At 47.6% G+C, this 23963-nt stretch carries 21 protein-coding genes; 16 read left to right on the top strand and 5 right to left on the bottom strand.

The features are described from left to right. Nucleotides 1-197: 197 nt before the first annotated feature. Together KTO58_RS13245 and KTO58_RS13250 are read right to left on the bottom strand one after the other, a co-directional pair. Nucleotides 198-1649 carry an amidohydrolase family protein gene (locus tag KTO58_RS13245; RefSeq protein WP_095838914.1) on the bottom strand — a complete coding sequence of 484 codons (1452 nt, stop codon included), beginning with the start codon at nt 1647-1649 and terminating at the stop codon, nt 198-200. A 66-nt stretch (nt 1650-1715) separates the two neighbouring features. Continuing rightward, entirely contained in the window at nt 1716-2594 is an 879-nt protein-coding gene (locus KTO58_RS13250; protein WP_095838913.1) for an SDR family oxidoreductase, read from the bottom strand. A gap of 47 nt (nt 2595-2641) precedes the next feature. Here KTO58_RS13250 and KTO58_RS13255 point away from each other — a divergent pair, with 47 nt between their 5' ends. From KTO58_RS13255 to KTO58_RS13270, 4 genes are all read left to right on the top strand, one after another. Further along, a complete protein-coding gene (locus tag KTO58_RS13255; RefSeq protein ID WP_225860243.1) occupies nt 2642-2992 on the top strand; it encodes a hypothetical protein in 351 nt (116 codons plus the stop codon). A 111-nt stretch (nt 2993-3103) separates the two neighbouring features. After that, on the top strand, nt 3104-3616 hold the full coding sequence (locus KTO58_RS13260) for a DinB family protein (RefSeq protein WP_095838912.1): 513 nt from the start codon (nt 3104-3106) through the stop codon (nt 3614-3616). Nucleotides 3617-3630: 14 nt separating this feature from the next. Next, on the top strand, nt 3631-4131 hold the full coding sequence (locus KTO58_RS13265; protein ID WP_095838911.1) for a DinB family protein: 501 nt from the start codon (nt 3631-3633) through the stop codon (nt 4129-4131). Between the two features lie 12 nt (nt 4132-4143). Further along, on the top strand, nt 4144-4365 hold the full coding sequence (locus KTO58_RS13270) for a helix-hairpin-helix domain-containing protein (RefSeq protein ID WP_095838910.1): 222 nt from the start codon (nt 4144-4146) through the stop codon (nt 4363-4365). 99 nt (nt 4366-4464) lie between these two features. Here the strand turns inward: KTO58_RS13270 and KTO58_RS13275 are convergent, their stop codons facing one another. Then, nucleotides 4465-5334 (bottom strand): aldose 1-epimerase family protein, encoded by an 870-nt coding sequence (locus KTO58_RS13275; RefSeq protein ID WP_095838909.1) that lies wholly within the window; start codon nt 5332-5334, stop codon nt 4465-4467. A gap of 226 nt (nt 5335-5560) precedes the next feature. Between KTO58_RS13275 and KTO58_RS13280 the strand changes: the two genes are divergently transcribed. Beyond that, the gene (locus KTO58_RS13280; protein ID WP_095838908.1) at nt 5561-6913 is read left to right on the top strand and encodes a DUF3472 domain-containing protein; all 1353 of its coding nucleotides are present in this window, start codon (nt 5561-5563) and stop codon (nt 6911-6913) included. 53 nt (nt 6914-6966) lie between these two features. Beyond that, entirely contained in the window at nt 6967-7683 is a 717-nt protein-coding gene (locus KTO58_RS13285) for a 3-ketoacyl-ACP reductase (RefSeq protein WP_095838907.1), read from the top strand. A 56-nt stretch (nt 7684-7739) separates the two neighbouring features. Here KTO58_RS13285 and KTO58_RS13290 read toward each other — a convergent pair whose 3' ends face one another. Both KTO58_RS13290 and KTO58_RS13295 read right to left on the bottom strand, forming a co-directional pair. Beyond that, on the bottom strand, nt 7740-8114 hold the full coding sequence (locus tag KTO58_RS13290) for a hypothetical protein (protein WP_095838906.1): 375 nt from the start codon (nt 8112-8114) through the stop codon (nt 7740-7742). A 19-nt stretch (nt 8115-8133) separates the two neighbouring features. Further along, on the bottom strand, nt 8134-8502 hold the full coding sequence (locus KTO58_RS13295) for a glyoxalase superfamily protein (RefSeq protein WP_095838905.1): 369 nt from the start codon (nt 8500-8502) through the stop codon (nt 8134-8136). A gap of 103 nt (nt 8503-8605) precedes the next feature. Between KTO58_RS13295 and KTO58_RS13300 the strand changes: the two genes are divergently transcribed. From KTO58_RS13300 to KTO58_RS13345, 10 genes are all read left to right on the top strand, one after another. Continuing rightward, nucleotides 8606-9211, top strand: coding sequence for an RNA polymerase sigma factor (locus KTO58_RS13300; RefSeq protein ID WP_095838904.1), 606 nt, complete (start codon nt 8606-8608; stop codon nt 9209-9211). A gap of 69 nt (nt 9212-9280) precedes the next feature. Beyond that, complete coding sequence (locus KTO58_RS13305) at nt 9281-10309, top strand: FecR family protein (protein WP_095838903.1); 1029 nt, start codon at nt 9281-9283, stop codon at nt 10307-10309. 72 nt (nt 10310-10381) lie between these two features. Continuing rightward, on the top strand, nt 10382-13567 hold the full coding sequence (locus KTO58_RS13310; protein WP_157752979.1) for a SusC/RagA family TonB-linked outer membrane protein: 3186 nt from the start codon (nt 10382-10384) through the stop codon (nt 13565-13567). Nucleotides 13568-13585: 18 nt separating this feature from the next. Beyond that, complete coding sequence (locus KTO58_RS13315) at nt 13586-14995, top strand: RagB/SusD family nutrient uptake outer membrane protein (RefSeq protein WP_095838901.1); 1410 nt, start codon at nt 13586-13588, stop codon at nt 14993-14995. Between the two features lie 17 nt (nt 14996-15012). Next, nucleotides 15013-15951: a glycerophosphodiester phosphodiesterase family protein gene (locus KTO58_RS13320; RefSeq protein ID WP_095838900.1), complete on the top strand. Its 939-nt coding sequence runs from the start codon at nt 15013-15015 to the stop codon at nt 15949-15951. Between the two features lie 432 nt (nt 15952-16383). Further along, nucleotides 16384-16857, top strand: coding sequence for a DUF1203 domain-containing protein (locus KTO58_RS13325; RefSeq protein ID WP_225860244.1), 474 nt, complete (start codon nt 16384-16386; stop codon nt 16855-16857). 105 nt (nt 16858-16962) lie between these two features. Next, the gene (locus tag KTO58_RS13330) at nt 16963-17520 is read left to right on the top strand and encodes an RNA polymerase sigma factor (protein WP_095838898.1); all 558 of its coding nucleotides are present in this window, start codon (nt 16963-16965) and stop codon (nt 17518-17520) included. A gap of 72 nt (nt 17521-17592) precedes the next feature. Then, nucleotides 17593-18663, top strand: a complete 1071-nt coding sequence (locus KTO58_RS13335) for a FecR family protein (protein WP_095838897.1) — start codon at nt 17593-17595, stop codon at nt 18661-18663. 180 nt (nt 18664-18843) lie between these two features. Continuing rightward, complete coding sequence (locus KTO58_RS13340) at nt 18844-22218, top strand: SusC/RagA family TonB-linked outer membrane protein (RefSeq protein WP_095838896.1); 3375 nt, start codon at nt 18844-18846, stop codon at nt 22216-22218. A 23-nt stretch (nt 22219-22241) separates the two neighbouring features. After that, nucleotides 22242-23930 (top strand): RagB/SusD family nutrient uptake outer membrane protein, encoded by a 1689-nt coding sequence (locus KTO58_RS13345; RefSeq protein ID WP_095841575.1) that lies wholly within the window; start codon nt 22242-22244, stop codon nt 23928-23930. Nucleotides 23931-23963 lie beyond the last annotated feature (33 nt).

Below are 23963 nucleotides of genomic sequence, written 5' to 3' on the forward strand. Positions count from 1 at the left end.
GTTTGATGATGCAGAACTTCAAACTATCTACCACATCGATTTTCAGAATGGGTTTGTAAAATATGTTCTATTCAAACGGGAAAGAACTTATTCACTCAGCCGGGTTAATCAGGGTAGTGAATATTTTTCTGGGGAGGTTATTGAGGCGAAGCTCTCACCGCACAGCCCCTATCCTCTCTTGTAAATTAAGTGTTATATCAACGAGTAGCGGGTGATCGGGTTAGTGTGTTGCGAATGAGTTGTTCGAAGCGCTCAAAATCCTTATCCAGCTTGGCGATCAGTTGTTGTTTCACCCCAGGTCCTTTAATAAAGGCGTAACGGATGCTATTATAGACGATCTTTTTGATCTCTGTGTAGGAGAATTCCGGATAGCGATTTGCCAGCAGTACATATTGCTCTGTAAGGTTACTTCTCAAAACACCTGCATCGTCGGTACTGATGACGATGGGTACGCCAAACTGTTTGTACAAGGTGATGGGATGCCGGCGGTCTTTGACCTTGAGGATAAATTCATTACTGAACAGGTTGATCTCCACCGGTATCTCTTTTTCTTTCATGTATTGCAGGAGGCGATAGCTATCTTTTTCATAGGCCATGTCTACGCCATGTCCTATGCGGAAGGCACCTGCATCGAATACGGCAGCGTTGATGTGCCAGGTTAGTTCTTCCGGCTTCACTAATCCAAGGGTAAGTTCACCAGCGTGCATGGCATATTTAATCTGTGGATATTTCTGGTGGCAGTATTTAAACATTTGCATATGCAGCCAATAGTCGCGCATGGACACTTCATTATCTTCGGGGGAAAGTATATTGACGCCGACGATCAGGGAGTCTCTTTCCGCCGATTCGAAAGCTAATATCAGGCTATTGAATAAGGCGGTGGGTTCCATGTTCCTTACCACGACATTCTGGTAACGCAGGATAAAGTCGGCATCATCCAGGTGGAGGCTGTGGTGTCGTTTGTCGATTTCGTCGGCATTGAACGCTATTGCACAACTGACAATCTCCGGTCCTATGAGTTTGGAATATATACTATCAAGTAATGACTGGCAGGCTTTTTCATTTCTTTGCGTTTGTATGGTGGCCAGGCGGGAATCATACTGCCGGCTTATTGCTGCTGCCTTGCCATCCTTGCAGGGGACATTATCGTACTGGGTCTCAATATAGCTTACATGTTCGCTGACGGCACGTCTTTTCAGCTCCAGCAGGCCGGCATCTACGCTATGTTTGCTGGAGGGGCCGAAATAGGAGAAGGATTCAAAGAACTGTTTATCGGCCGGATAGCTGACATGATTATAATCTTTTACGGACCATCTCTGTATCAGTTTTGCCTTATAGACATCTAGCAGGCCATTCTTTGCGAGTTCGCTGAGTCTTGTCCATCCGGCCCCTTTGCCTGTTGTATCTACTGTAATTCTTAATGATTCTTTATTGACGAAAAAGTCTTTTTCGACTGCGTAGCTGAGATAACTTTCTGCATATACTGATCCGCTATAGTGATGGTGCAGGTCTCCTCCTTTGGGCATTTGTGAAAAGAATGCTGTCAGTTTTGCCGGGTTGTCCCTGATTTGGTCCAGGTAATCGTTCATGGACTGGGCGGAGGTGTTGATGCTCCATAAGAGGAGTGCGGCTATTGCAAATCGGATCATAAGTGGCTTGATTCAATGTTGAATGCTATATCATTACAGCAGCCACAAATGTAGGGGAAAGCCAGCTCAACTGAACAGGTTTTTATGTTCGTGTACGAACTGGCGGAAAGTGCGGGGAGGCTGACCGGTCACTTGTTGGATGTCGTTGGTTACTTGTTCGGCTTCCCGTCTGCCATAGTGATCATAGTCTTCTATCAGTCCTTCTGCCTGCCACTCGGGGAATCCTGCGGATAACAATGCACCTTTGAGGGTTGCTCCGGGTACGTTGTGGAACTGGATGGTTTTGCCTGTCTCTTCAGATAGTATTTCGGCCATTTGCTGATGAGAGAGTGCTTCGGGGCCGGTGAGGGAGTAGGTCTTATTGGTGTGGCCCTCCTGTGTCAGTGCGGCGGCGGCTACGGCGGCAATGTCGCGGATATCGATCAAGCTTACCGGTGCATCTCCCAGGGAGGCGAAGAACTGTTGTTGATGGATGATCAGGTCTCTGAATCCTAACAATCCTTGCATGAAAAGGTTGGGGCGCAGGAAGGTATAGCTGATTCCGGACTGGCGGATGGCCGCTTCGACGGCGGCGTGGTAACGGAGGAAACGTACGGGGGAGTTTATATCGGCTTCCCACTGTGACAGTTTGACGATATGTTTTATCCCCGCTACGATGGCAGCCTGCACGAATTGCTTTTGTTGTTGTTCTGCTTTTTCGGAGGAGTTGGTGAGCAGGAAGGCTTTGTCGAATCCGGTCAATATTGTTTTCAGCTGCTCCGGCTTGTCAAAGTCACCGACAACGGTGGAGGCACCGGGGATGGCATCAAAGCGGGAGCTATCTTCAGCAGATCTCACCATTGCGGTGAAAGGGATACCCCATGTAGCAAGCTGTTGGGATAGTACGGTTCCGATGTTGCCGGTAGCGCCTGTAATAAGTATCCTGGGTTGCTTATTGTTTGTCATGGTCAATTATTTTTTTGTTGTTATTGATGACTCAAAATTACCAGGTCATGCGTTTTAAAAATTGTAAGAAAACGAAACTACTGGTGGCTGTCTCTACATCTTTTGCTTTTATCGCGATGAAGGAAGGTTTGATCGCATCTTTCTGCCGGCGTTATTTGCGTCTTTTACCTTTATGGAAAAGAGCAAGTATGAAAGCAGGTACTATCCGTAAGATCATGCGTTGGGTCCATATTATCCTGAGTGTACCCTTGATCGGCTACTTTTATGGGCCGGTGGCTACTCAACCATACGCGGTATATGCTATCAAGTATGTTTTTTTGCCGGTGGTGGTGTTGAGTGGTTTCTGGATGTGGAAAGGGCATTTATTGAAGAAATGGTGGCGGAAGGCCGGCAGTTAATACAATATGTCCTAATACACCCATCATCTGTCGTGTTCCCCCCCGTTCCTTTAATATTGGTGGTCCTACCTTTATGATCATAATACTTGTTAACTATTCAACCCATCAATTATGCTTATGACTAAAAGTATCACCACTGACATTGATAAGGCCACACATGCGTTTATGCAGGCGATCGCGGCGTTCCCACCGGAGATCTTTAACAGGATCCCTTTTGAGGGTAGCTGGACAGCGGCCCAGGTAGCGGATCATATCCGGAAAGCGATGGTTGGTGTACCCGGATTACTGGAGGGGCCGACAGCAGTTGGTGAGCGGCCTGCTGATGAGAAAGTAGGGCCTATCCGGGATCTGTTCATGGATTTTACCACCCGTTTTCAGTCACCGGATTTCATATTACCTACCAATGCACAGCTGGACAAAGAAGAGTTACTATCTGACCTGGAGGATATTACTGCGCAGCTGATGAATGCCAGTGAGTTATTGGATCTTACGGCGCTCTGCACCTCTTCCGAGCTGCCCGGTTTCGGACAACTCAGCCGGGAAGAGTGGATCCGTTTCAGCATCTACCATACCCGCCGGCATACCCACCAGCTAAACAATATTTATGCAGCTATTATACACTAATAAAAATAAATATTATGGACATACGACCTGAGAGCAGCCGTTTATACGGTTTTTTGATCTTGTTTGATATGCATACGAAGTTCTATCCCCGTGCATTAAAGGGTATTTCTGATGATGATGCTCATCAACGCCTGGATACTGTGGCTAATCATATGGCATGGATTGCCGGGAGTGCATTGCATGAGCGTTATGAACTGGCAGCGATGCTGGGGTTAAAGGAGCAACATGCAGGATATGCTTTGTTCCAGGATCACAAGGGCATACAGGCGGATCTCCGATACCCTTCAGTGGCCGCTTATCTCAAGGATTGGGCACATATTTCGCCATTATTGCGGGATGCTTTGCTGAAAGCGGATGACGAGCAATTGGATACGCATTTCGAGATGATGCCCGGCTATGAGGCCTCTGTATTTGACTATATTTCCTTCCAGATCTACCGGGAGGCTACTTGTATCGGTCAGCTTGCTTTGTGGCGTCGTTTGCTGGGATATGAGGCATTACGATATGATGAATAATACTTGAGGGTTATGGCTACCATTAAAGATCATGTTCCCGGAAGCACTCCTCTTCCCAAGATCGGCCAGCCGGCTACGCGGGCATTAAATGCCGCCGGGTATTACACACTGGAGCAAGTATCGGGAACTACTTCCCGGCAGTTGCTCGCCATGCACGGTATTGGTCCTAAGGCCATCCGCATCCTGGAAGAGGCTTTTAAACTACACGGACTCTCCTTCGCCAAAGAAGAATAAAGACGACACCGGCTATATCACTGCCGGTGCTAATGGTACAAACGGACAAGGGGCTGACCATTGACGGCCAGCCCCTTGTTTATTGAAGGGTATTCTCCTTTAGAAGAAGGTAGCGGTCCAGTGTCTTTCAAAACTATCTCCTGCCGGCAGGCGGATGATGCCCTCTTTTTCTTCCAATTTACCTGTTGCGCTGACATGATCAGCGATGCCGCACCAAGGCTCAATACATACGAAATCTGCATCTTTTGCTGCCCATATGCCCAGGTATGGAAATCCTTCTATATTTATCTCCAGGCCATGTGGAGTGGCTTCACTTAGGATGGATACTGCCGAAGACTGCAGTTGTTTGAACACCAGCGCATCGTTGTAGAATAGCGATTTATTCAGCGGTAGCTGTTGTGTCTCATCCAGGTAAGGCACCGGTGCATCTGCTATCTGGCCTTCGGGGGATAGTATCCAGCGATCTGCATTTTCAGGTTTGTTGAAATGCAGGTAGTAGTCTTCATAGGTGGTGCCTGCCACCAGTGGTAAGCGGAATGCGGGGTGTGCTCCTACAGAAAAGAACAAGGCATCTTTACCGGTGTTTTTTATTTCGTAGGTTACTTTCAGTTGTTCTCCACTGATAAAATAGCGGATATCGAAGATAAAGCGGAACGGGTATACCTTCCGGGTTTCTTCATTGTCGGTAAGCCGGAAGGTAAGATGTTCGGGAGAATGCTCCACGATCTCAAATACCTGTTCCCTGGCGAAGCCATGTCTACCTAATGTATAGCTATGTCCATCGTATTCGTATTTATTTCCTTTAAGACCACCTACTACCGGAAATAATACTGGACTTTTCTTTGCCCAGAAAGCGGGATCTCCGCTCCATAGGTATTCTATGTCGAGGTCTTTGCGGATAATGCTTTGTAATTCTGCTCCTTTGTCAGCGATGACAACCTGTAGTTTGTCATTGGATAGTTCAGCCATATGTTTCGAATATATACTTAACAGTGAATGAATGCTTTCAAAAGTAGTTATCAAAATCCGTACCTATACTATGGTTATTCATGTATTATCTGGGGTGGCGGGCGTCACGGGATTGTCATACAGTGCCGGGATTTTTTTCAGCGCGGCGGGATTATCTTATTTTTCTGGCAGTGAACAATGTAATCTTTCGTAATTCCTCTGAAAAGGAGCCAAAATCTTCTATTGCATGAAATCGACGTTTCTCTTATGCAGTGCGCTATCATTGGCGCTAGGTGCGTTCTGTGCCTGTTCAAAAAACAATCTTGCGAGTGGCAACCGGGAGGAAGGGCCCGGGGATAAATCTGTGACGGCCGGTACGGAGCAGGCCGGGGATATTTCTATTGCCCTGGGGGCCAATGCATGGCTGACACAAAGTGTGGCTGGCTCTGGCGAAACGGTGACAGCAGCCGGGCCTGCCAACTGGACGAATGCCAACGCCGTATTCAGTGCGTATTTCCGGACGAATACGACCGGTGCGCTGCAGGTATCGCTTCGGTTGAAGGTACCCAGTGGCAGTAGCAAGATAAAAGTAACGGTGGGTGGACAATCGAACACTATCACGGCGACCGGCAGCGGTTATCATACGGTGGCCGCCGGCAATTTCACGTTGACGGATACGGGCTATATTAAGGTAGACCTGCAAGGTGTGAGTAAGACCGGCGGATATTTTGCGGATGTATCGGATATGATCATCAATGGTGCGGCTACTACCGGTAAGGTGGTCTTTGTGCCTAATAATGCGGATGTTTATTGGAGTCGCAGGGGTCCCTCCGTGCACTTGGGCTATACGAAGCCATCGGCGGATATTACCTATTTTTATAACGAGATCACGGTTCCGCAGGGACAGGATCCGATTGGCTCTTATTACATGGCGAATGGTTTTGGGCAAGGGTATTTTGGTATACAGGTGAATAGTGCGACGGAGCGGCGGGTATTATTTTCTATCTGGAGTCCTTTTAGTACGGATGATCCGAATGCGATACCGGATTCTATGAAGATCAAGTTATTGAAAAAGGGTCCGGGTGTTGTTACAGGAGAGTTTGGTAACGAGGGGTCTGGTGGACAAAGTTACCTGGTTTACAACTGGCAGGCGGGAAAAACCTACAAGTTCCTGACGCAGGCGTATCCTGACGGGCAAGGTAATACTATTTACACTTCCTGGTTCTATCCTCCCGGGGCAACGAACTGGCAACTGATCGCCAGCTTTAAACGGCCGAAAACGAATACTTATCTGACGGGGCTGCATTCATTCCTGGAAAGTTTTAATCCGGAAAAGGGTTATATCGGCAGACGGGCGAACTATGGTAACCAGTGGGTCCGGGATATATCTGGTAACTGGTATGAGCTGACGACGGCTCGCTTTACCGGTGATGCTACGGCATCCAACCAGGCCAGGCTGGATTTTGCCGGTGGTGTATCTGGTAGTACGTTCTATCTGCGCAACTGTGGGTTTTTCGGTCAGTATGTACCTATCAGTCAAAGTTTCACGCGGCCTGCCGGTGGTCAGCAGCCCAATATCAACTTCAACAACTTACCATAATTCCAGAACGGTTTATATTTGCCATCTAGCATTATAAATAAAAGCTGAACTATATGGTATCATTAGCAGGAAAAAAAGCACTGATCACAGGTGCAGGAAAAGGTATCGGCCGAGCGCTGGCATTAGCGCTGGCGGCAGAAGGCGTCACGGTAGGCTTACTGGGACGTTCTGAAAATTCCCTGGAACAGGTGGCAGCAGCAATAAAAGCGACCGGCGCACAGGCATTTTATGCTACAGCCGACGTGGGGAATATGGATGAGGTAAATGCTGCTATCAGCGTGCTTACAGAACAGCTGGGTGTTGTAGATATCCTGATCAATAATGCGGGCATTTCCACTTTTGGTGGTTTCCTGGAGCTTGAGCCGGCTACTTTTGAGCAGATCATACAGGTGAACTTGCTGGGTGTTTATTATGTCACGCGGGCGGTATTACCGGGGATGATTGAGCGTAAGAGCGGGGATATCATCAATATTTCCTCTACGGCTGGACAGCGGGGTGCGCCGCTTACCAGTGCGTACAGTGCCTCTAAGTTTGGTTTGTTAGGATTGACGGAGTCGCTGATGCTGGAGGTACGTAAACACAATATCCGGGTAAGTGCATTAACTCCGAGTACGGTTGCTACAGATATGGCAAAAGACCTGAAGCTGACGGACGGCAATCCTGAAAAGGTAATGCAACCTGAGGATATTGCGGAATTTGTAATCGCGCAGTTGAAATTGCATTCCCGGATCGTGATTAAGTCTGCCGGACTGTGGTCTACCAATCCGTAAGGACATTTATATTATTAGGCCTCTCCTCTCCTTTCTATGGGTCAGGAGAGGTTTTTTTATACCTGTTCCGGGGCGTCGGGCGTGATTTTGATCGCTTCTCCGGCAGGTATGTTTTGTTTACTCGTTATTGTTTGTTGTCTTTTCTCTCTGCAGATCTCTACTATATCTTTCATATTGAAGGCTGTTGCGCACTGTTCCATGCTATTCCAGAAATCTACGGAGAATAAGTGTCCGGAAGTATCTTCCATGGTGAGCAGGTTCATAAAGGCTTCGCGTGTTTTCTGCTGTGCCCTGTTCTTTACAAAGGCGACGTAGTAGCTGTTATTAGTGAAATAAGCAGGTACCAGTGCCGCTGCCTGTTCCAGGGCTTCTTCCGCCGGTACAGCCGCTAACGTTGGCTGCTTTTTCTTCCTTGAAAACCAGTTCATCATGATGTGAAGCTACACATTTTTAATCTGTCTGTCTTTCATTGAACATGATCTTGTTACCGAAGGGGTCTGGCACTTCCATGGTGATTGCACCCCAGTGGGCATCTTCGAGGCCTGGCCGGCTATACTTATATTGTTTTTCCAGCAGGCTTGCATGATATGCTTTCAGGCCGGTACATTCTACAAACACTCTTGCTCCCGGGCACGCATCGCCATGGTGTTGCGACAGATGCAATACGATATTCCCGAGGCTTAGCTGTGTATATAATGGAAAATTTTCTTCAAAGCGATGTTCCCAGTCGACGGAGAATCCCAGAAAGTCTATATAGAATTCTTTCATTTTGGTATGGTCGAACATGCGCAAAACGGGTATGACTTGTGATACTTCCATATTTGCAATATAGCCTATTTCTGGCTTAACAATTTCATAATCGGGGACCGCTAGGGTTATTGCTAATTTTGCTCACTCCGCTTTTTAAGAAAAATGCCAGCCAATGGAAGGAAACAGTCATGACATCATGTTACTGCGATCGCTTGCAGATGGGAGTATGGCCGCTTTTGATACTTTTTACCATCGTTACAAGCAAGCTGTGTATGCCAACATTTACAAGATGGTACGGCAATCAGAGGCGGCAGAGGATCTGCTGCAGGAGGTGTTTATTGCGTTGTGGCAGCATCGTCACCGGTTGGATGCCGAGCGATCTGTGAGCGGCTGGTTGTTTGTAGTTAGTTACAATAAAGCCGCCAGTTATCTAAAGCAACAGTTACGTGCGGGGGTGGTGCATGTACCTACGGAAGCGCTTGCGCAGACTTTACCAGCAGAAGAGCAGGAGCCTGATGAGTTATACCAGGTGCAGCTGGCAGTGATAGAGGCGGCGATAGACCGTTTACCAGCCAGGAAACAAGCTGTATTCCGTCTTTGTAAGCTGGAAGGTAAAAGTTATGAGGAGGTGGCAGCCACCCTACATTTGTCAGTACCTTCTGTAAAGGATTATCTGAAACAGTCTACCCGTCTTATCAAACATTATATTCATAGTGAGTATTCTTCCACACCTCTAACTGCTGTGGCTTTGTTAGCTTTGGTATTAGACCAGCTGTAGCAGCTTAACAATTTCGTAACATTAAAGTTATCCCCTTTTGTGCCCTACGGGAGTATTTATGCTCGAAGTATGGAAATGATCAATTTACTCATCTCGAAATATTGGGCTGGTACTATTACTCAGGCGGAGCAGGAGGAATTATTCCGGTTGCTAGAGGAGCATGATGCGGCGTGGATGCTTACCCTTCGCGAGCAATATGAAAGCGGCGATGTTGATGCCACTGCTGTGCTGAGTGAAAGTTCATCGGAGAAGGTATTGCAGCAATTACATGTACAGCTGCGGTCCGGTAGGGTAATCCGTTACCGAACGATACTAAAAAGGGTGTCTGTGGCAGCGGTGTTATTATTATTTGCCGGTTGGGGGACCTATACTTATTTCACTCATTTGCGAATGCGGCCCATCACTGCGCAGGGATTACCGGTTACTACGCTCGCACATTTCCATAACAACACTGCACAAGCTGTCAGCAAGTACCTTCCGGATCAAACGATGGTATCTTTGCAGTCTGGGAGTACGATCCACTATGCGATATCTTCTACAGACAGTGCTTACCGGCATATACAACTGGAAGGGGCGGCCTTATTTGATGTAGCAACAGATGCAAGTCATCCGTTTCGTGTGAGTGCTGGCGGTTTCACGATCACGGCGTTGGGTACGGTGTTTCGTGTAGATCAACGTGACGATGCCCGTTTGTCTGTACAATTGCTCAGCGGCAAGGTCTCTGTGCAAGCTGCCAGCGGCAGTAATTTCTCGATGCCGCTCACTCACCTGACGCCCGGGCAGGAGTTAATTGTCAACAAGACATCCAAAATATTCCGGGTACAATCCTTCAAAGACGAGCAGCATATAGCTGATACCGGTGGAGCTAGCCCTGTACTGGCCTTTAACAAGGTATCAGTGGCAGATGTGTTGCAGCAGGTGGCCCGGCACTACCATATACAGATCAAGGCTGATACGGCCGCTATATCCGGTCTTTCGTTCACGGGTACATTTATAAGCAGTGAACCTGTCGACAATGTGTTGCAGGTGATATGTAATATGAATGACCTGACATTCAGTAAAGGACCGGAGGGTATTACTGTCCGCAAATCCAATTAAAACATTTCCGATATGCCATTCAGTTACCGTCCCGGGGCGGTACGAGGCAACTATTGTCAAAAACTATCACACATGCAAACACAATTACGTCATTCTTTGCGGCGACTTTCGCTATGGGCTACCGGCTGTCTGTTATTATCCGGCCAGTGGGTATTTGCCCAGCAATCATCCCGGATAAAAGGGATGGTATTGGATGATAAGGGCACTTCTTTACCAGGGGTTACTATACAGCTCAATGAAGCCGGGGCGAAAGCCAGCCGCGGCGCGGTTACAAATGAAAAAGGAATCTTCCAGTTCGAAAATCTGAAGGCAGGCAGCCGATATGATTTTCTTTTCAGTGCTGTTGGTTATGAGAAACAGATGGTCAGTGATTATCTGATCAATGCAGCGGACAACAACTCTTTGCTGATACGTATGAAGCCATCTTCAAAGGCGCTGAACGACGTTGTGGTGATCGGTTACGGGCAGCAATCCAAAAGCCGTGTTACGGGTGCTATTTCCCAGGTGCGGTCGAAGGAGCTGAGCCGTTATAGCGGTGCCAGTTTTGCACAGCAGCTGGCCGGTAAGGCTGCCGGTGTTGTCATCAATGACGCCTCTGCACAACCCGGTACGGATCCGCAGATTGTGATCCGCGGTATAGGTACTTTAACGGCCGGTCGTAATCCGTTGATCGTAGTGGACGGATTTCCTTTATCAGAAGGTACGTCTTTCAATAGTATTAATCCTCAGGACATAGAGACGCTGAATATCCTGAAGGACCCTGCTTCTGCAGCCATTTATGGTTCCAGGGCCGCCAACGGTGTGATACTTGTTACCACTAAGAGGGGTAAGCAGGATCAGTTTCATGTTTCCCTGGATGTATACAGCGGGATACAGGAGCGTGCTGACCGGGTAAAATATGTGGACGCCTATGATGCCGCCACCTATTTTACGGAGGCCAGGGATGGGGGTTATGTTTCCAAAAATCCTGCAGGCCGGAGTATCCATGATGACAGGGCTACACGTTTATCAAAAGGCGCCAGTCTGCGTGAGCTGCGCCTGAACTATCTCCAGCCATACCTGGACAGAACACCAGGTCTTACCAATACTAACTGGCTAGATGAAGTATTCCGTAAGGGGAAACTCAGCAGTTACAATTTGTCTATTACCGGGGGATCTGCCAAAACGAACTATTATATTTCCGGCAATTACTTCGACCAGGAAGGTATCGTTCTCAATAACGGATTAAAGCGGTATAGTGGTACTATCAAGATCGACAGCCGGCCATCGGACAAGGTGGAGATTGGCGTCAGCATCAGTCCTTCCTATAATACACAGGATTACTTTGACAACAATGCGAATTCGTCCAATGATCCGATCTCTGGTATCTACATCATGTATCCTTTTTTCAGTCCTTACAATCCTGACGGGTCGCTGGCGATCAGCAACCAGATCAAAGCCAATACCCCTGAGGACGGTGCTTTAGGAGAGAATGCGGTAGCGCTCGCTGAAAAGATAAAAAACAAACGGAATACTTTCCGGACGTTCGGTAACGGTTACCTCTCGCTGGAGTTATTGAAAGGTTTAAAGTTCAAGACACTGGCCGGCGGTGATGTGATCAGTACTTATTTCGATTTTTACAATCCATCTGATGTAGGACAATATCGCGGGGCGGCGCCCAAGCCAGCTATCGCTATTGAGAACAAGGGGCTTATTGTCAATTACCTCTGGGAGAATACGCTTACTTATAATCACAATTTCGGTCATCATAGCGTGGACCTGCTTGGCGGTTATACTTTCCAGAAGGAGATGGGCAACAGTACGGCGGTGACTGCCAGTAATATTCCGGATGACAACATCCCCAATACAGCGGGAGGTAGTTCTTTCAGTGTGGAGACCAAACGTTATACCTGGGTGCAGATCTCCTATCTGGCCAGGGCGCAATACAGTTATCGTGACAAGTACCTGTTTTCCGCGACGGTTCGGCGGGATGGCTCTTCCCGTTTCGGGAACAACCGCAAGTGGGGTAATTTCCCCTCTTTTACGGCCGGTTGGGTGCTCAGTAAGGAATCTTTCTTCCCTACTTCTGATCTGTTTTCTTTTGTCAAGGTGAGGGCGACCTGGGGACAGTCTGGCAATAACCAGATCGGTAATTATAGTGCTGCTGCGTTGGTAAAACCGGGCAACTATGTGTTTGGTAATACGCTGGCGCCCGGGTTTGCCGCCAATACTACGGCCAACGATCGTCTTTCCTGGGAGACCAAGACCTCTACGAATGTGGGTCTTGACTTGACCTTTCTGCGGCGATTCAATCTGACGGCAGACTATTACAGTTCTGTTACCCGCGATCTGCTGCTGAATGTACCTGTGCCTGATCAATCCGGCTACAGTACTTCTATACAGAACATCGGTAAGGTCAAGAACAGCGGGCTAGAAGTGGAGCTTTCCGGCAATAATATTCCTTTAGGTGCGGTGACATGGAGCTGGAGTGCGAATGTTGCGACGAACCGTAATACGGTGTTGGCACTGACGCCCGGGCAGCAACAGATCATTACGGGGCCTGCCAGTAATTTCCGGACCCGTGTCGGAGGGCCGGTGGCGGAGTTGATCGGTTATAAGGTGACCGGGGTATATAAAACGCAGGAAGATATAGACAATACGCCGCATTTACAAGGTACGGTACCCGGTGATTATATCGTGGAAGACGTAAATAAAGACGGTAAGATCAACGATGACGACCGGATCGGTTACGGGACTTACAACCCTAAGTTCACTTATGGATTCTCCACCAGTTTTGCTTACCGCGGATTTGAGCTTAGTATGGCCTTGAATGGCGTGCAAGGGAGGACGATCTTTGACCAGCAGCTGGCTAACTCTGACGAGTCAGGAGAAGGATTCTCCGTACCCAGTCAGTATTACTTTGATCACCGTTATCATCCTATCGACAATCCCAATGGATTCCTGGCACAGCCGAACATGGGTAATTTTTCCAGTGCCCGTAAGACGATCAGGGCATCCAATATGTTTTACAAAGACGGCAGTTACCTGCGTATCCGGAATGTGCAATTATCCTATACGTTGCCTGCGACTTGGATCAGCCGTTTGAGGATGAGTGGTGCCAACATTTATGTAAGTGCCAACAACCTGATCACTTTTACCAGTTTCCGCGGCTTCAACCCGGATGCTACCTCTGTTGACAATGTACTGACCAACGGTCTGTCTATTGCTAATTACCCGGTGGCCCGCTCTTTTGTAGCCGGGATACACGCCAATTTCTAATCTGTACAATGATCTGACATGAAAAACAAGTTTATACTATCAGTGTTACTCGGAGGGAGCTTGTTGCTGAACGGGTGTACTAAAGAGCTCTTTCAATCGCCGCAAACGGAGAAGGAGACCGGACGTTTCCTTAGTAATGAAACGGAGGTAGAGGAATACATCAATGCGGTATACGGCAATCTCCAGTTTAATGGCCTCTACGGGCTGTATATGCCAGCTATTGCCGAGATACCCTCTGATAATACTTATGATGAGGTACCTGCCAATGACAACGGCATATATGGTCAGCTGGATCTTTTCTCTGTTATTCCCGGTAACCAGATTATTGACAATGTATGGCAGGATTCATATAAAGGGATACAGAAGGCAAATGTGGTATTAAACCGGATCGACCCTATCGGGTATGCCAATGCGGCTACGAAGGCTGCACGTAAAGGCGAGATGTTGTTTATCCGAGCATTGCTTTATTTCAACCTGGTCCGTTTATTCGGTGATGTTCCGTTAGTAACGCAGGAGACGAAAGATCCGAATGTTTATTTCGGTCAGGGCAGGACGCCGGCAGCACAGGTATATGAACAGATCCGTAAAGACCTGACGGATGCTATCTCTTTATTGCCGGTTAGCAGTACTCAGCCTGGTCGCGTTGTACGTACGGCTGCCCAGACCTTACTGGCGAAAGTATACCTGACGCAGCAGGATTACGCCAATGCGCGTACGTTATTGCTGGCAGTAACTACGGCGGGCAGGCACCGGTTGATGGATCAGCCCGGGCAGGTATTTGATATCAATAATGAGAACAATGCCGAGATCATCTTTGCCGTACAGTTTGCATCCAACATCAACGGTAATAACGAAGGCAGTATCATGTTCCAGCAATTCAGTCCTTCCGGTACGCAAACCGGCGCCAAAGGGCATAACCTGCCTAATAAAAGCCTTTACAAGCTGTACAGCAATACGGATAAGCGCAGAGGTGTTTATATTGACGTAACGGCCAATAGTATCCCTTACAGTAAGAAGCTCAGTAAGCCTACGAATGTGATCACGGATGGTGGCAGTGATGTTGTTGTGTTACGTTATGCGGATGTATTGCTCATGCTGGCGGAGGCAGAAAATGAACTCGGCCATACCGATGCGGCCAAGCCATATCTGAATGCTATCCGCAGCAGGGCGGGGCTTGACGACACCAGCGCTGGCGACCAGGTAAGCATGAGGGCCGCTATTGCATTGGAGCGTCAGCTGGAATTGATCGGGGAAGGACACCGTTGGTTTGATCTGTTACGGACCGGTATGGCGATTGATGTGATGAATAAATGGTTCAAGGATAACGGTATCCTTTTACAAATCGATGTTCACCATCTGCTGATGCCTATCCCCCAGCGGCAGGTAGATACAGACGCTGCTATTAAACAAAATCCTGGTTACAACTAAAAACATCCATCTTACATATGAGACACTTATTATGTTATTGTCTGCTAGTGGCGATATTGCCAGTAGTAGGGCAGAAGAAGCCGGCAGCTGTCAAAACTTACCAGCAGCTTATTGAGCGGATGCAGCGCCCCTCGCCTACTCACGTACTGGCGGTTGCGCATCGGGGTGACTGGCGTAATGCGCCGGAAAATTCGCTTAACGCGATCGCCCGTTGTATTGAAATGGGGATAGACATTGTGGAGATCGACGTCAGAAGAACAAAGGATGGTCAGTTGATATTGATGCACGACGAAACGATAGACCGTACGACTACCGGTAAGGGTAAGGTAGCTGACTGTACGCTTGACAGTATACGAAAGGTGCAGTTAAGGCAGGGCAATGGTGTGCCGGTGCCGGAGCGGGTACCTACCTTGGAAGAGGTATTGTTGTTTATTAAAGGCAAACCGGTGTTACTAAATCTTGACAAGTCCTGGGATTGGCTGGAGGAGACTTATGCGGTATTGAGGAAGACGGGGACGGTGGGGCAAGGTATTTTCAAAGGTAATCAGACATTGGAGACGTTGCGTCAGCTACATGGTGGCATTATGGATAGTATTCATTATATGCCGATGGTATGGTCTATGGATTATAATATTTACGGGGCTACTGCCAAGCAGCCTATGGAATATGTGCGGGAGTTTGCGCAGCAATATGTGCCGATCGGATTTGAGGTGAATTATAATAAGGAGAGCAGTCCGGTGTTGGAGCAAGCTATTCCGGCTATCAGGGGATATAAGAAAACGGTGTGGGTAAATACGTTGTGGGATGCGTTGTGTGCGGGTCATTCTGATGAGGCGGCGATCGATGATCCGGAGGCTAACTGGGGATGGGTGATCCGTCATGGGGCGAATGTGATACAGACGGATCGTCCGGTGGAGTTGTTGGCATATTTGAGGAAGAAGGGGTTGCATGAGTAGGGATACTGAATAAGTTATAATGAGAAATGCCGGCGTGTTGCGCCGGCATTTTGCCCTCTGTTTGTCCACCCTTGAAAATAACTATATGGCAAGTACTTAGTCCCCCTAGTAGTACCTAATGGCCGAAATTGTGGAATCGTAGCAGTTCCTGTTTATATGAAAGTAGTAAAATGTCAATAGCAACGTTTAAAAAGATCGGGCCGGGTTAGTGATCAAATATCTTACTGTAAATTGGCGATGCCATACGTGGATTCGGTATTCTCTCCTCTTATTTGATTACTTTTCTTTTCGGGCTTTTTTCTTTACAACAAAATTATTACTTCTTTTTTAAATCCTCGTTAACTCTTCGTTAATGATCTATTTTTCCGCAATTTCCGGGTTTTTAATTATTGGTTGCGGATTGAACTTTGTGGTATATAAAATTGTATGCTTATGTTCAGCATTGTTCCTTTGGATGCATCATTTGCGGACCGTGTGCGGGTTACGCGTGTTGACGATTTCGGGTTGCCGGTAACGGAGCGGATCGCGACGGGACGCGGTCCCTGCCGGGTATCATTGCTTCCCTTCCGTCCGGGAGAAGACAGGCGATTATTACTAAAACATTCTCCATTTGAAATTGACAATGCCTATAATCAGCCTGGCCCTATTTTCATTCATGCCGGGGAGGTAGCGCCGTATGCAGATGTTCACCGTTTTCCACCGGAGATCAAAGCAGACAAGGAACATTTTCAGCTTACACTGATCGGTTATGATACGGAGCAGATGATGGTATATACGACGCTGGTGGGCGATCGGGATGTCGATGAGCTGATAGAAGAAATATTTGCACAGCGGCCGGCGGTGGCATATTTACATGCCAGGAGTGCGAAGGCTTGTTGTTATATCTGTAAGATAGTACGGTCCTGACCACGACAGCCGTTAATATACTACCAGCATAAGAGAATTTCTCAATACTACTGCATATAAATAGCCAATACCTTTAGACAACTGACGATTGACAACCAAAGTTGCATGCAGGTATTGCTGACCAAAATCTCCAGGAACAATGATCAACTAGCCTTCCGGCAGTTATTTATGACTTACTGTGACCGGCTGATCGGATTTGCTGCCGCATTGGTTCCCTCGCGGGAGGAAGCGGAAGAAGTGGTATCTGATGTTTTCGTTAAGTTATGGCAACAGCGGGAGCAACTGGCAGGCATTCAGCACCTGAATGCCTATTTATACAGGGCAGTACGTAACACCGCCTACAATTACCGGCAGCGTAGCGGCGAGAATCTTCAGATACTCGAAGGTGAATATATACAGGTATTGTTACATACCGCTGCCATTACACCAGAGGAAGCCCTTATCAGCAAAGAGAACCTGCAACGCATTACTCAAGCCATCAATGCACTTCCCCCCCGTTGTAAACTGATCTTTCGGTTGGTAAAAGAAGACGGTTTGAAGTACCGGGAGGTAGCCGATATCCTGGACATATCTATCAATACTGTTAACACGCAAATGGCTGCTGCCCTCAAGAAATTATCCGCAGTTATTGCATCCCAACCCCACTCGGACTGGTTCCGTTAATTTTTTTTCTCCCGCTTCACAGTAAATACAAGTTTGTACTGTCTTATATAGCAGGTTCAATTTTCAATAGCAATGGAAAAGAATGACAGGCTATGGGAGTTGTTGGCGAAGCAACAATCAGGCGCGCTGCTCCCTGCAGAGCAATCGGAGCTACAATTGTTGCTGGCCAACGATCCAATGGTGGCTGAACAACAACATCTACTGGGGCAGCTGTTTATAAAAAGCGATACTGTCCTGCGTGACGACAACAAGGAACAGTTGCTGGATGATATTATGGGCCGTATCTATGAGGCTGCTCAGATCGAGCAGCAGCCGATACCGGTCGCCTCCCGTAAGTCCAAACTCGTTCTTGTTACAGGTATAGTGCTCTGTGTATTTGCCGGTAGTATATGGGGCTACTTTGCGTGGTCCAGCAAGATGGTCCGGCAGTCAGCGTGGCATACTATTGTGACGCCGGCGGGGTCTATCTCCCGGCTGACCTTACCGGATGGTACGCTGGTGGTCTTGAATGCGGGTAGTACTTTATCTTATCCGGAAAGGTTCAACCGTACCAAGCGGGAATTGCGATTGAGCGGGGAAGGTTTTTTTAATGTAGCGAAGGCTGCGGGTGTCCCTTTTGTGATCTATACACGGGCGATGGAAGTGCGTGTATTAGGTACCACTTTTAATATACGGGCATATCCGGGTGATCAGCAAACAGAGACCGCCTTACTCAGCGGCAAGGTGGTGGTTATTCCTACTGGTAAGAAGGACACTTCCATCACCTTACGACCACATCAGAAGGTATTTGTGCGTAATACGCTTCCAGTGGATGATCATCAGTTCACGGACCGTGATGATGACGAAGCAGATAGTACTGCTGTTATGCTGGCGCCTTTGGTAGCTGATCAGCAAGATCATACAATACAGGAGACCGCCTGGATGGACAACAGGTTAGTATATAACAATGAAAAATTCCCGTTATTGATGAAACGTATTGAACGATGGTATGGCATTACAATAGTATGTCGTAATAAGGCATTGCTTGCTTCTTCTTTTACCGGCAATGTAAAGCAGGAATCGCTGGAACGGCTGTTGAGACTACTGCAGCAGACACAATATTTCGAGTATGAGATAGCGGATAAACAAGTGTTCATTTATTAGCTAATGATATAAAAAACGGGAAATGCGGTCACATTCCCCGTTTGTCAAGTAACAGGAAACCTCAGCTGGCAGGCTTCCCGGTTTCCTATTGTTCACACTCAACCAAAACAAGGTATGAAAATTTTCGTTAAGTCGCGTCCCCCGGCCGGCCGGTCAAGGGTTTTACATTTTTTCCTGATTATGAAATTCATCACGTTGTTCCTATTGCTGGCGATACATGTTACGGCAGGCGTATACTCTCAGCGCCGAATTGATATCCGGTTCCGATCTATTCCTTTCCACCAGGCATTGACAGCACTGGAGCGCCAGTCTGATTTCCGTTTCTTTTATAAGAACAATGATATACAAGATATCGGCCCGGTGTCATTAGACGTTACACAGGCTACTATCCCGGAGATCTTATCGAGGATGTTGCCTTCCGGCCTGTTATCCTATAAGATCGTGGATAGTAATCTCATTGTATTGATAAAGCCGGATGAGGGGCAACCCCGTACTGTCAGAGGCCGCATTACCAATGCAAAGGGGGAGCCTATACCCGGTGCTACTGTAAAGGTAGGTGGAGGTAGTACGGGTACTGTTTCCAATGCTAATGGAGAGTATGTGTTAAATATTGCCGAGGATGCCAATCTGGTGGTCACTTTCATAGGTCATATTCAACAGACGATACCCGTGCAGGGACGAAGCGTTATTAATATTGTGATGCAGGAAGATATGACGGGATTAAATGAGGTGGTAGTGGTAGGATATGGTACGCAACGAAAGGGTAACCTTACGGGTGCAGTGGCGGTGCTGGATGGTAAGAAGCTGGAGAGCCGGCCATTGGTGAACCTGGCGCAGGGGTTACAAGGTATGGTGCCCAATCTGAATATCAACCTGAACAATGGAGCACCCGGTAAGGGCGCTACTTTTAACATACGCGGGAATACGTCTATCAATGGTGGCGGTCCGTTGGTATTGGTGGATGGTGTACAGATGGATCCTAATCTGATCAACCCGGCGGATGTAGCGAATGTTACTGTACTTAAGGACGCAGCATCTGCGGCCATTTATGGGGTACGCGGCGCATATGGAGTGATCCTGATCACCACCAAAAGTCCCCGTAAGGATGTGCCGTTGAGGGTGAATTATGCAACTTCCTATACTATTACACGTCCTACCCGTATGCCCCGTTATCTTAATTCGGTGGACTACATCCGTATGCACCGTGAAGCAGACCGTACCGGGCAGCTTTCGGGCGGCAGTACGGCTACCGAACCATTTACGCTGGAGGATTCCACGCGGGCAGCTGCTTTTTTCCATGACCCGGTTAATAACCAGTCTGTATATATTGATCCATCTAATCCATCCAAATACCGTTATGTCGGTAATACGGATTGGATCAGGGAATTATATCCCGGCTGGGCGCCGATGATGGATCATAATGTATCTATTTCCGGTGCGCAGGGCAAGACCTCTTATGTGGCGTCCGTCGGTTATTTCAACCAGAAAGGGTTGTTGAAGGTGGCAGAGGAGCAGTTTTCCCGGTATAATGCCAGTCTTAAGCTAAGTACTTCGGCTGCCAGCTGGCTGGATCTGAATATGAAGATGGCATTGAACCGTACAGAAAGTGATAAGCCGACGCCGCCTACACATGGCGGCTTGTCAGAGGGATGGATCTCCGGCGACCTGCGTCCTATCATGCCGGTCTATCATCCGGACGGTCATTTTTCGGGGCAGGGATCTTTTACCAATACTGTTGCGTTAGCAAAATTAAATGGTCGTACCAAAGAAACGGCTAATGACCTGTGGCTTACGGGAGGTATTGTGCTTAAGCCTTTTCAGCATTTCCGTATCGTGGCCGACTATACGTGGAATAGTTATAATCTGAATAATCAAAGACATATTAAAGAATACCAGGAGTATGGTGCGAACGGTGTTGTGCTGGGTACTTTTCCCTGGTCCAGGCCCAGTAGTGTAAGGGAGGCTAACAATAACGACTATTACACTTCCCTGAATGCTTATGCAGAATATGAAAGGCAATTTGGTCAGCACTATGGTAAATTGATGGTGGGATACAACCAGGAGAAAAAAATGGTAAGGGGATTTGATGTGACGGCACGTAACCTGATAGATCAGACATTCCCTGCTATCAACCTGAACAACGATATCAATCCTATTGTAGGCGGTCGTCGTTATAGCTGGGCATTGGCGGGATCGTTCTTCCGGTTCAACTATGACTATGACAAAAGATACCTGCTGGAATTAAACGGCCGTTATGACGGTACGTCCCGTTTCCCTGCCAGTCACCGTTATGTATTCCTGCCCTCTATATCTGCGGGCTGGCGGATATCGGAAGAATCTTTTTTCCAACCATTGCATGAGGTGATCAACGATCTGAAGTTACGAACCTCTTATGGCATGCTGGGCAACCAGGTATTGTCGGCCAACAACAATGACAATCTGGATATCTATCCTTATATACCTACGATGCCTACCGGCAGGGTTGATTATATTTTTGATGACCAGCGGGGGGTGTATGTCAGTTCTCCCGGATTGGTAAGTCAGGGTTTTACCTGGGAAAAGGTAGCTACGCGTAACTTCGGAATTGATATTACCCTGTTAAAAAACCGGCTTTCAGTGAATTTTGACTGGTATATTCGTGACACGAAAGATATGCTGATGAACGGATATCCACTACCTAATATACTGGGAACCCCCGCTCCTAAAGTCAATACCGGGGAGATGCGTACCCGTGGATGGGAATTAGGTATCAACTGGAAGGATCAGTTGAGTGATGATCTATCCTATGAATTAAATTTTGCGCTTTCCGATTATTCGGCCACCATTACCCGATATGATCTGAACCCCAATAAGTCGCTTAGCACTTATTATGCGGGGCAGCGGCTGGATGAGATATGGGGATATGTGACGGACGGGTTTTTCCCTACGGATGAGTCGGCGGTTGCCGCCAACCAGTCTAATCTCTGGAATGGCACCTGGCTGGCCGGGGATATCCGATTCCGGGATATCAACGGCGATAAAAAGATTACCAGTGGTAATAATACGATTAATGATCCGGGAGACCGCAGGGTTATTGGTAACCGTACTCCGAGATACCAGTTTGGGCTTAATCTTTCGTTGCAGTATAAACATTTTGACTTTAGTATGTTGATACAAGGCATAGGCAAGCGGGACATCATGCTGGACGGCAATGCATTCTGGGGATTCAAGAGCGAATGGGATGTACCGATGATCTACCAGCTAGATTACTGGACACCGGACCATCCCGATGCTTATTATCCCCGGTTACGATTTGGTGGCGGTGGTAATTTCCAGGCACAGACGAAATACCTGCAGAATGCGGCTTATGCGCGTATGAAAAATATCTCCATCGGGTATACGTTGCCAGCTGCCATATTCCGTCAGATCAAGCTACAGCAGTTACGTGTTTATGTGTCTGCCCAGAATCTGTTTGAGGTGACCCAACTGCACCGTGCTTTTGATCCTGAAATATTTGATGCGAAAAACTACCCCTTGAACAGGGCGATCTCTTTTGGTTTACAGCTGGGATTGTAATCATGTATTTAAACAAATCAATCATGAAAAAAACATCGATCATATATCTAGTCGGCTGGTGTCTGCTTGCGGGCAGTGCCTGCAAAAGGGATCAATTCCTTAATCTTACACCGGAAGATGCGCTGAGCGATCCTACTTATTTCAAAAATGAGACGGACCTTAAATTGTACTGTAACAGTTTCTACGGTACGCTACCTGTAATGGATGCCGGATCGGATAACAACTCTGACAATATGGTACCCCGGGATAAAGACAGGTTTCTTTCCGGGCAGTATATTGTACCTATTGTAAAAGATGATAATAATAATGAGTGGAGCTGGAAGGATGAGCGTAATGTGAACTTCTTCCTGCAGCGTTATGAGCGGGCGGCGGCCAGTGCAGCGATAAAGGAAAAGTATGCAGCGGAAGCGCGTTTTTTCCGCGCGCTTTATTTCTGGCAAAAGGTGAAGCGGTATGGAGATGTACCCTGGTTCAGTGCGGATCTCAATGAAAAGTCGCCGGAGCTTTATTTGCCCAGGACGGCACGTAAGGCGGTAATGGATTCTGTATTGAAGGATCTGAATTATGCGGTGGATAAGCTACCATTGCCAGGCAGTGCTGAAAGAGGCCGGTTACATAAATATGCGGCTGCGGCATTGAAGGCACGAATATGTTTATGGGAAGGTACTTATCGCCGATATCATCAGTCGGGGGATGATGTCATGATGCTCAATGAGGCGGCGAGTGCTGCAGCATTGATCATCGGAAGTGGTCAATATGATATCTGGTCTACCGGGCATCCATTGACGGACTATTATAATCTTTTCATCCAGGATGAATTACAAGGGAACAAGGAAGCTATTTTACCCAAGCGGTTCCTGAAAGATGTATTCATGCATAATCTAACGCGGCAGCTGGGTGAAAACAATACCGGTTTCAGTAAAAATTTTGTGCGTTCGTTCTTGTGTACGGACGGTCTTCCGGCAGCGTTAAGTCCACTTTATAAAGGAGACGACTCGCTCAATGCGGAGCGTGCTAACCGTGATCCTCGTTTTACGCAACTCATTGCAACATCGGGCTTCGTTTTCCAGGTCAATGCCAATGGTGTCAGTGATATCATTACGTTACCACGTATTGGTACCAGTGTGACCAGTACTGGTTATCAGCGGGTCAAAGGGCGCTCTCCCAGCCTGGTAGAATGGAACGCCAACCAGTCTGTTCTGGATCTGTTTATTTTCCGTTATGCGGAGGTGTTGCTGGTGTATGCGGAAGCTAAAGCAGAGTTGGGCGCCTGTGATCAAGATGTGTTAGACAGGACCATTAATAAGTTACGTAGCCGGGTGGGTATGACACCGATGCGTATTGCGACATTGGTAAAAGATCCGCAATCGGATTTTCCTGACTTGGATGTGCTGTTGGATGAGATACGGCGGGAGCGGCGCATAGAGTTGGCTGCGGAGGGATTCCGGTTTGACGACCTGTTGCGCTGGAATGCCGGTAGTCAAACGGCGAAACCGGAAGCTATCTTAGGGATGAAGCTGTTACCTGCTATTAAGGCACAATATCCTAATCAGAACCAGGTAAAAGATATTGTAGTTGATGCTAATGGTTATATACGGGTATATACGGATATTACGAGCCGTACCTGGAATAATAAATTTAACCTGTACCCTATTCCGGTAGAAGAGCTCACGCTGAATCCGAAGTTGCAACCTCAAAATCCCGGTTGGTAATCTGTTTTTATAGTGTAAGGCATAGGTCTTACA

Origin of the sequence: Chitinophaga pendula (genome assembly GCF_020386615.1) — a bacterium.
GTDB lineage: Bacteria > Bacteroidota > Bacteroidia > Chitinophagales > Chitinophagaceae > Chitinophaga > Chitinophaga pendula.

What these genes read in the sequence shown, in the direction of transcription:
- KTO58_RS13280 (WP_095838908.1), top strand. Translation starts at nt 5,561, where the DNA reads ATGAAATCGACGTTTCTCTTATGCAGTGCGCTATCATTGGCGCTAGGT.
- KTO58_RS13305 (WP_095838903.1), top strand. Translation starts at nt 9,281, where the DNA reads ATGGAAATGATCAATTTACTCATCTCGAAATATTGGGCTGGTACTATT.
- KTO58_RS13345 (WP_095841575.1), top strand. Translation starts at nt 22,242, where the DNA reads ATGAAAAAAACATCGATCATATATCTAGTCGGCTGGTGTCTGCTTGCG.
- KTO58_RS13300 (WP_095838904.1), top strand. Translation starts at nt 8,606, where the DNA reads ATGGAAGGAAACAGTCATGACATCATGTTACTGCGATCGCTTGCAGAT.
- KTO58_RS13340 (WP_095838896.1), top strand. Translation starts at nt 18,844, where the DNA reads ATGAAATTCATCACGTTGTTCCTATTGCTGGCGATACATGTTACGGCA.
- KTO58_RS13270 (WP_095838910.1), top strand. Translation starts at nt 4,144, where the DNA reads ATGGCTACCATTAAAGATCATGTTCCCGGAAGCACTCCTCTTCCCAAG.
- KTO58_RS13275 (WP_095838909.1), bottom strand. Translation starts at nt 5,334, where the DNA reads ATGGCTGAACTATCCAATGACAAACTACAGGTTGTCATCGCTGACAAA.
- KTO58_RS13295 (WP_095838905.1), bottom strand. Translation starts at nt 8,502, where the DNA reads ATGGAAGTATCACAAGTCATACCCGTTTTGCGCATGTTCGACCATACC.
- KTO58_RS13325 (WP_225860244.1), top strand. Translation starts at nt 16,384, where the DNA reads ATGTTCAGCATTGTTCCTTTGGATGCATCATTTGCGGACCGTGTGCGG.
- KTO58_RS13330 (WP_095838898.1), top strand. Translation starts at nt 16,963, where the DNA reads ATGCAGGTATTGCTGACCAAAATCTCCAGGAACAATGATCAACTAGCC.
- KTO58_RS13290 (WP_095838906.1), bottom strand. Translation starts at nt 8,114, where the DNA reads ATGATGAACTGGTTTTCAAGGAAGAAAAAGCAGCCAACGTTAGCGGCT.
- KTO58_RS13265 (WP_095838911.1), top strand. Translation starts at nt 3,631, where the DNA reads ATGGACATACGACCTGAGAGCAGCCGTTTATACGGTTTTTTGATCTTG.
- KTO58_RS13245 (WP_095838914.1), bottom strand. Translation starts at nt 1,649, where the DNA reads ATGATCCGATTTGCAATAGCCGCACTCCTCTTATGGAGCATCAACACC.
- KTO58_RS13335 (WP_095838897.1), top strand. Translation starts at nt 17,593, where the DNA reads ATGGAAAAGAATGACAGGCTATGGGAGTTGTTGGCGAAGCAACAATCA.
- KTO58_RS13260 (WP_095838912.1), top strand. Translation starts at nt 3,104, where the DNA reads ATGCTTATGACTAAAAGTATCACCACTGACATTGATAAGGCCACACAT.
- KTO58_RS13315 (WP_095838901.1), top strand. Translation starts at nt 13,586, where the DNA reads ATGAAAAACAAGTTTATACTATCAGTGTTACTCGGAGGGAGCTTGTTG.
- KTO58_RS13250 (WP_095838913.1), bottom strand. Translation starts at nt 2,594, where the DNA reads ATGACAAACAATAAGCAACCCAGGATACTTATTACAGGCGCTACCGGC.
- KTO58_RS13285 (WP_095838907.1), top strand. Translation starts at nt 6,967, where the DNA reads ATGGTATCATTAGCAGGAAAAAAAGCACTGATCACAGGTGCAGGAAAA.
- KTO58_RS13310 (WP_157752979.1), top strand. Translation starts at nt 10,382, where the DNA reads ATGCAAACACAATTACGTCATTCTTTGCGGCGACTTTCGCTATGGGCT.
- KTO58_RS13320 (WP_095838900.1), top strand. Translation starts at nt 15,013, where the DNA reads ATGAGACACTTATTATGTTATTGTCTGCTAGTGGCGATATTGCCAGTA.
- KTO58_RS13255 (WP_225860243.1), top strand. Translation starts at nt 2,642, where the DNA reads ATGCGTTTTAAAAATTGTAAGAAAACGAAACTACTGGTGGCTGTCTCT.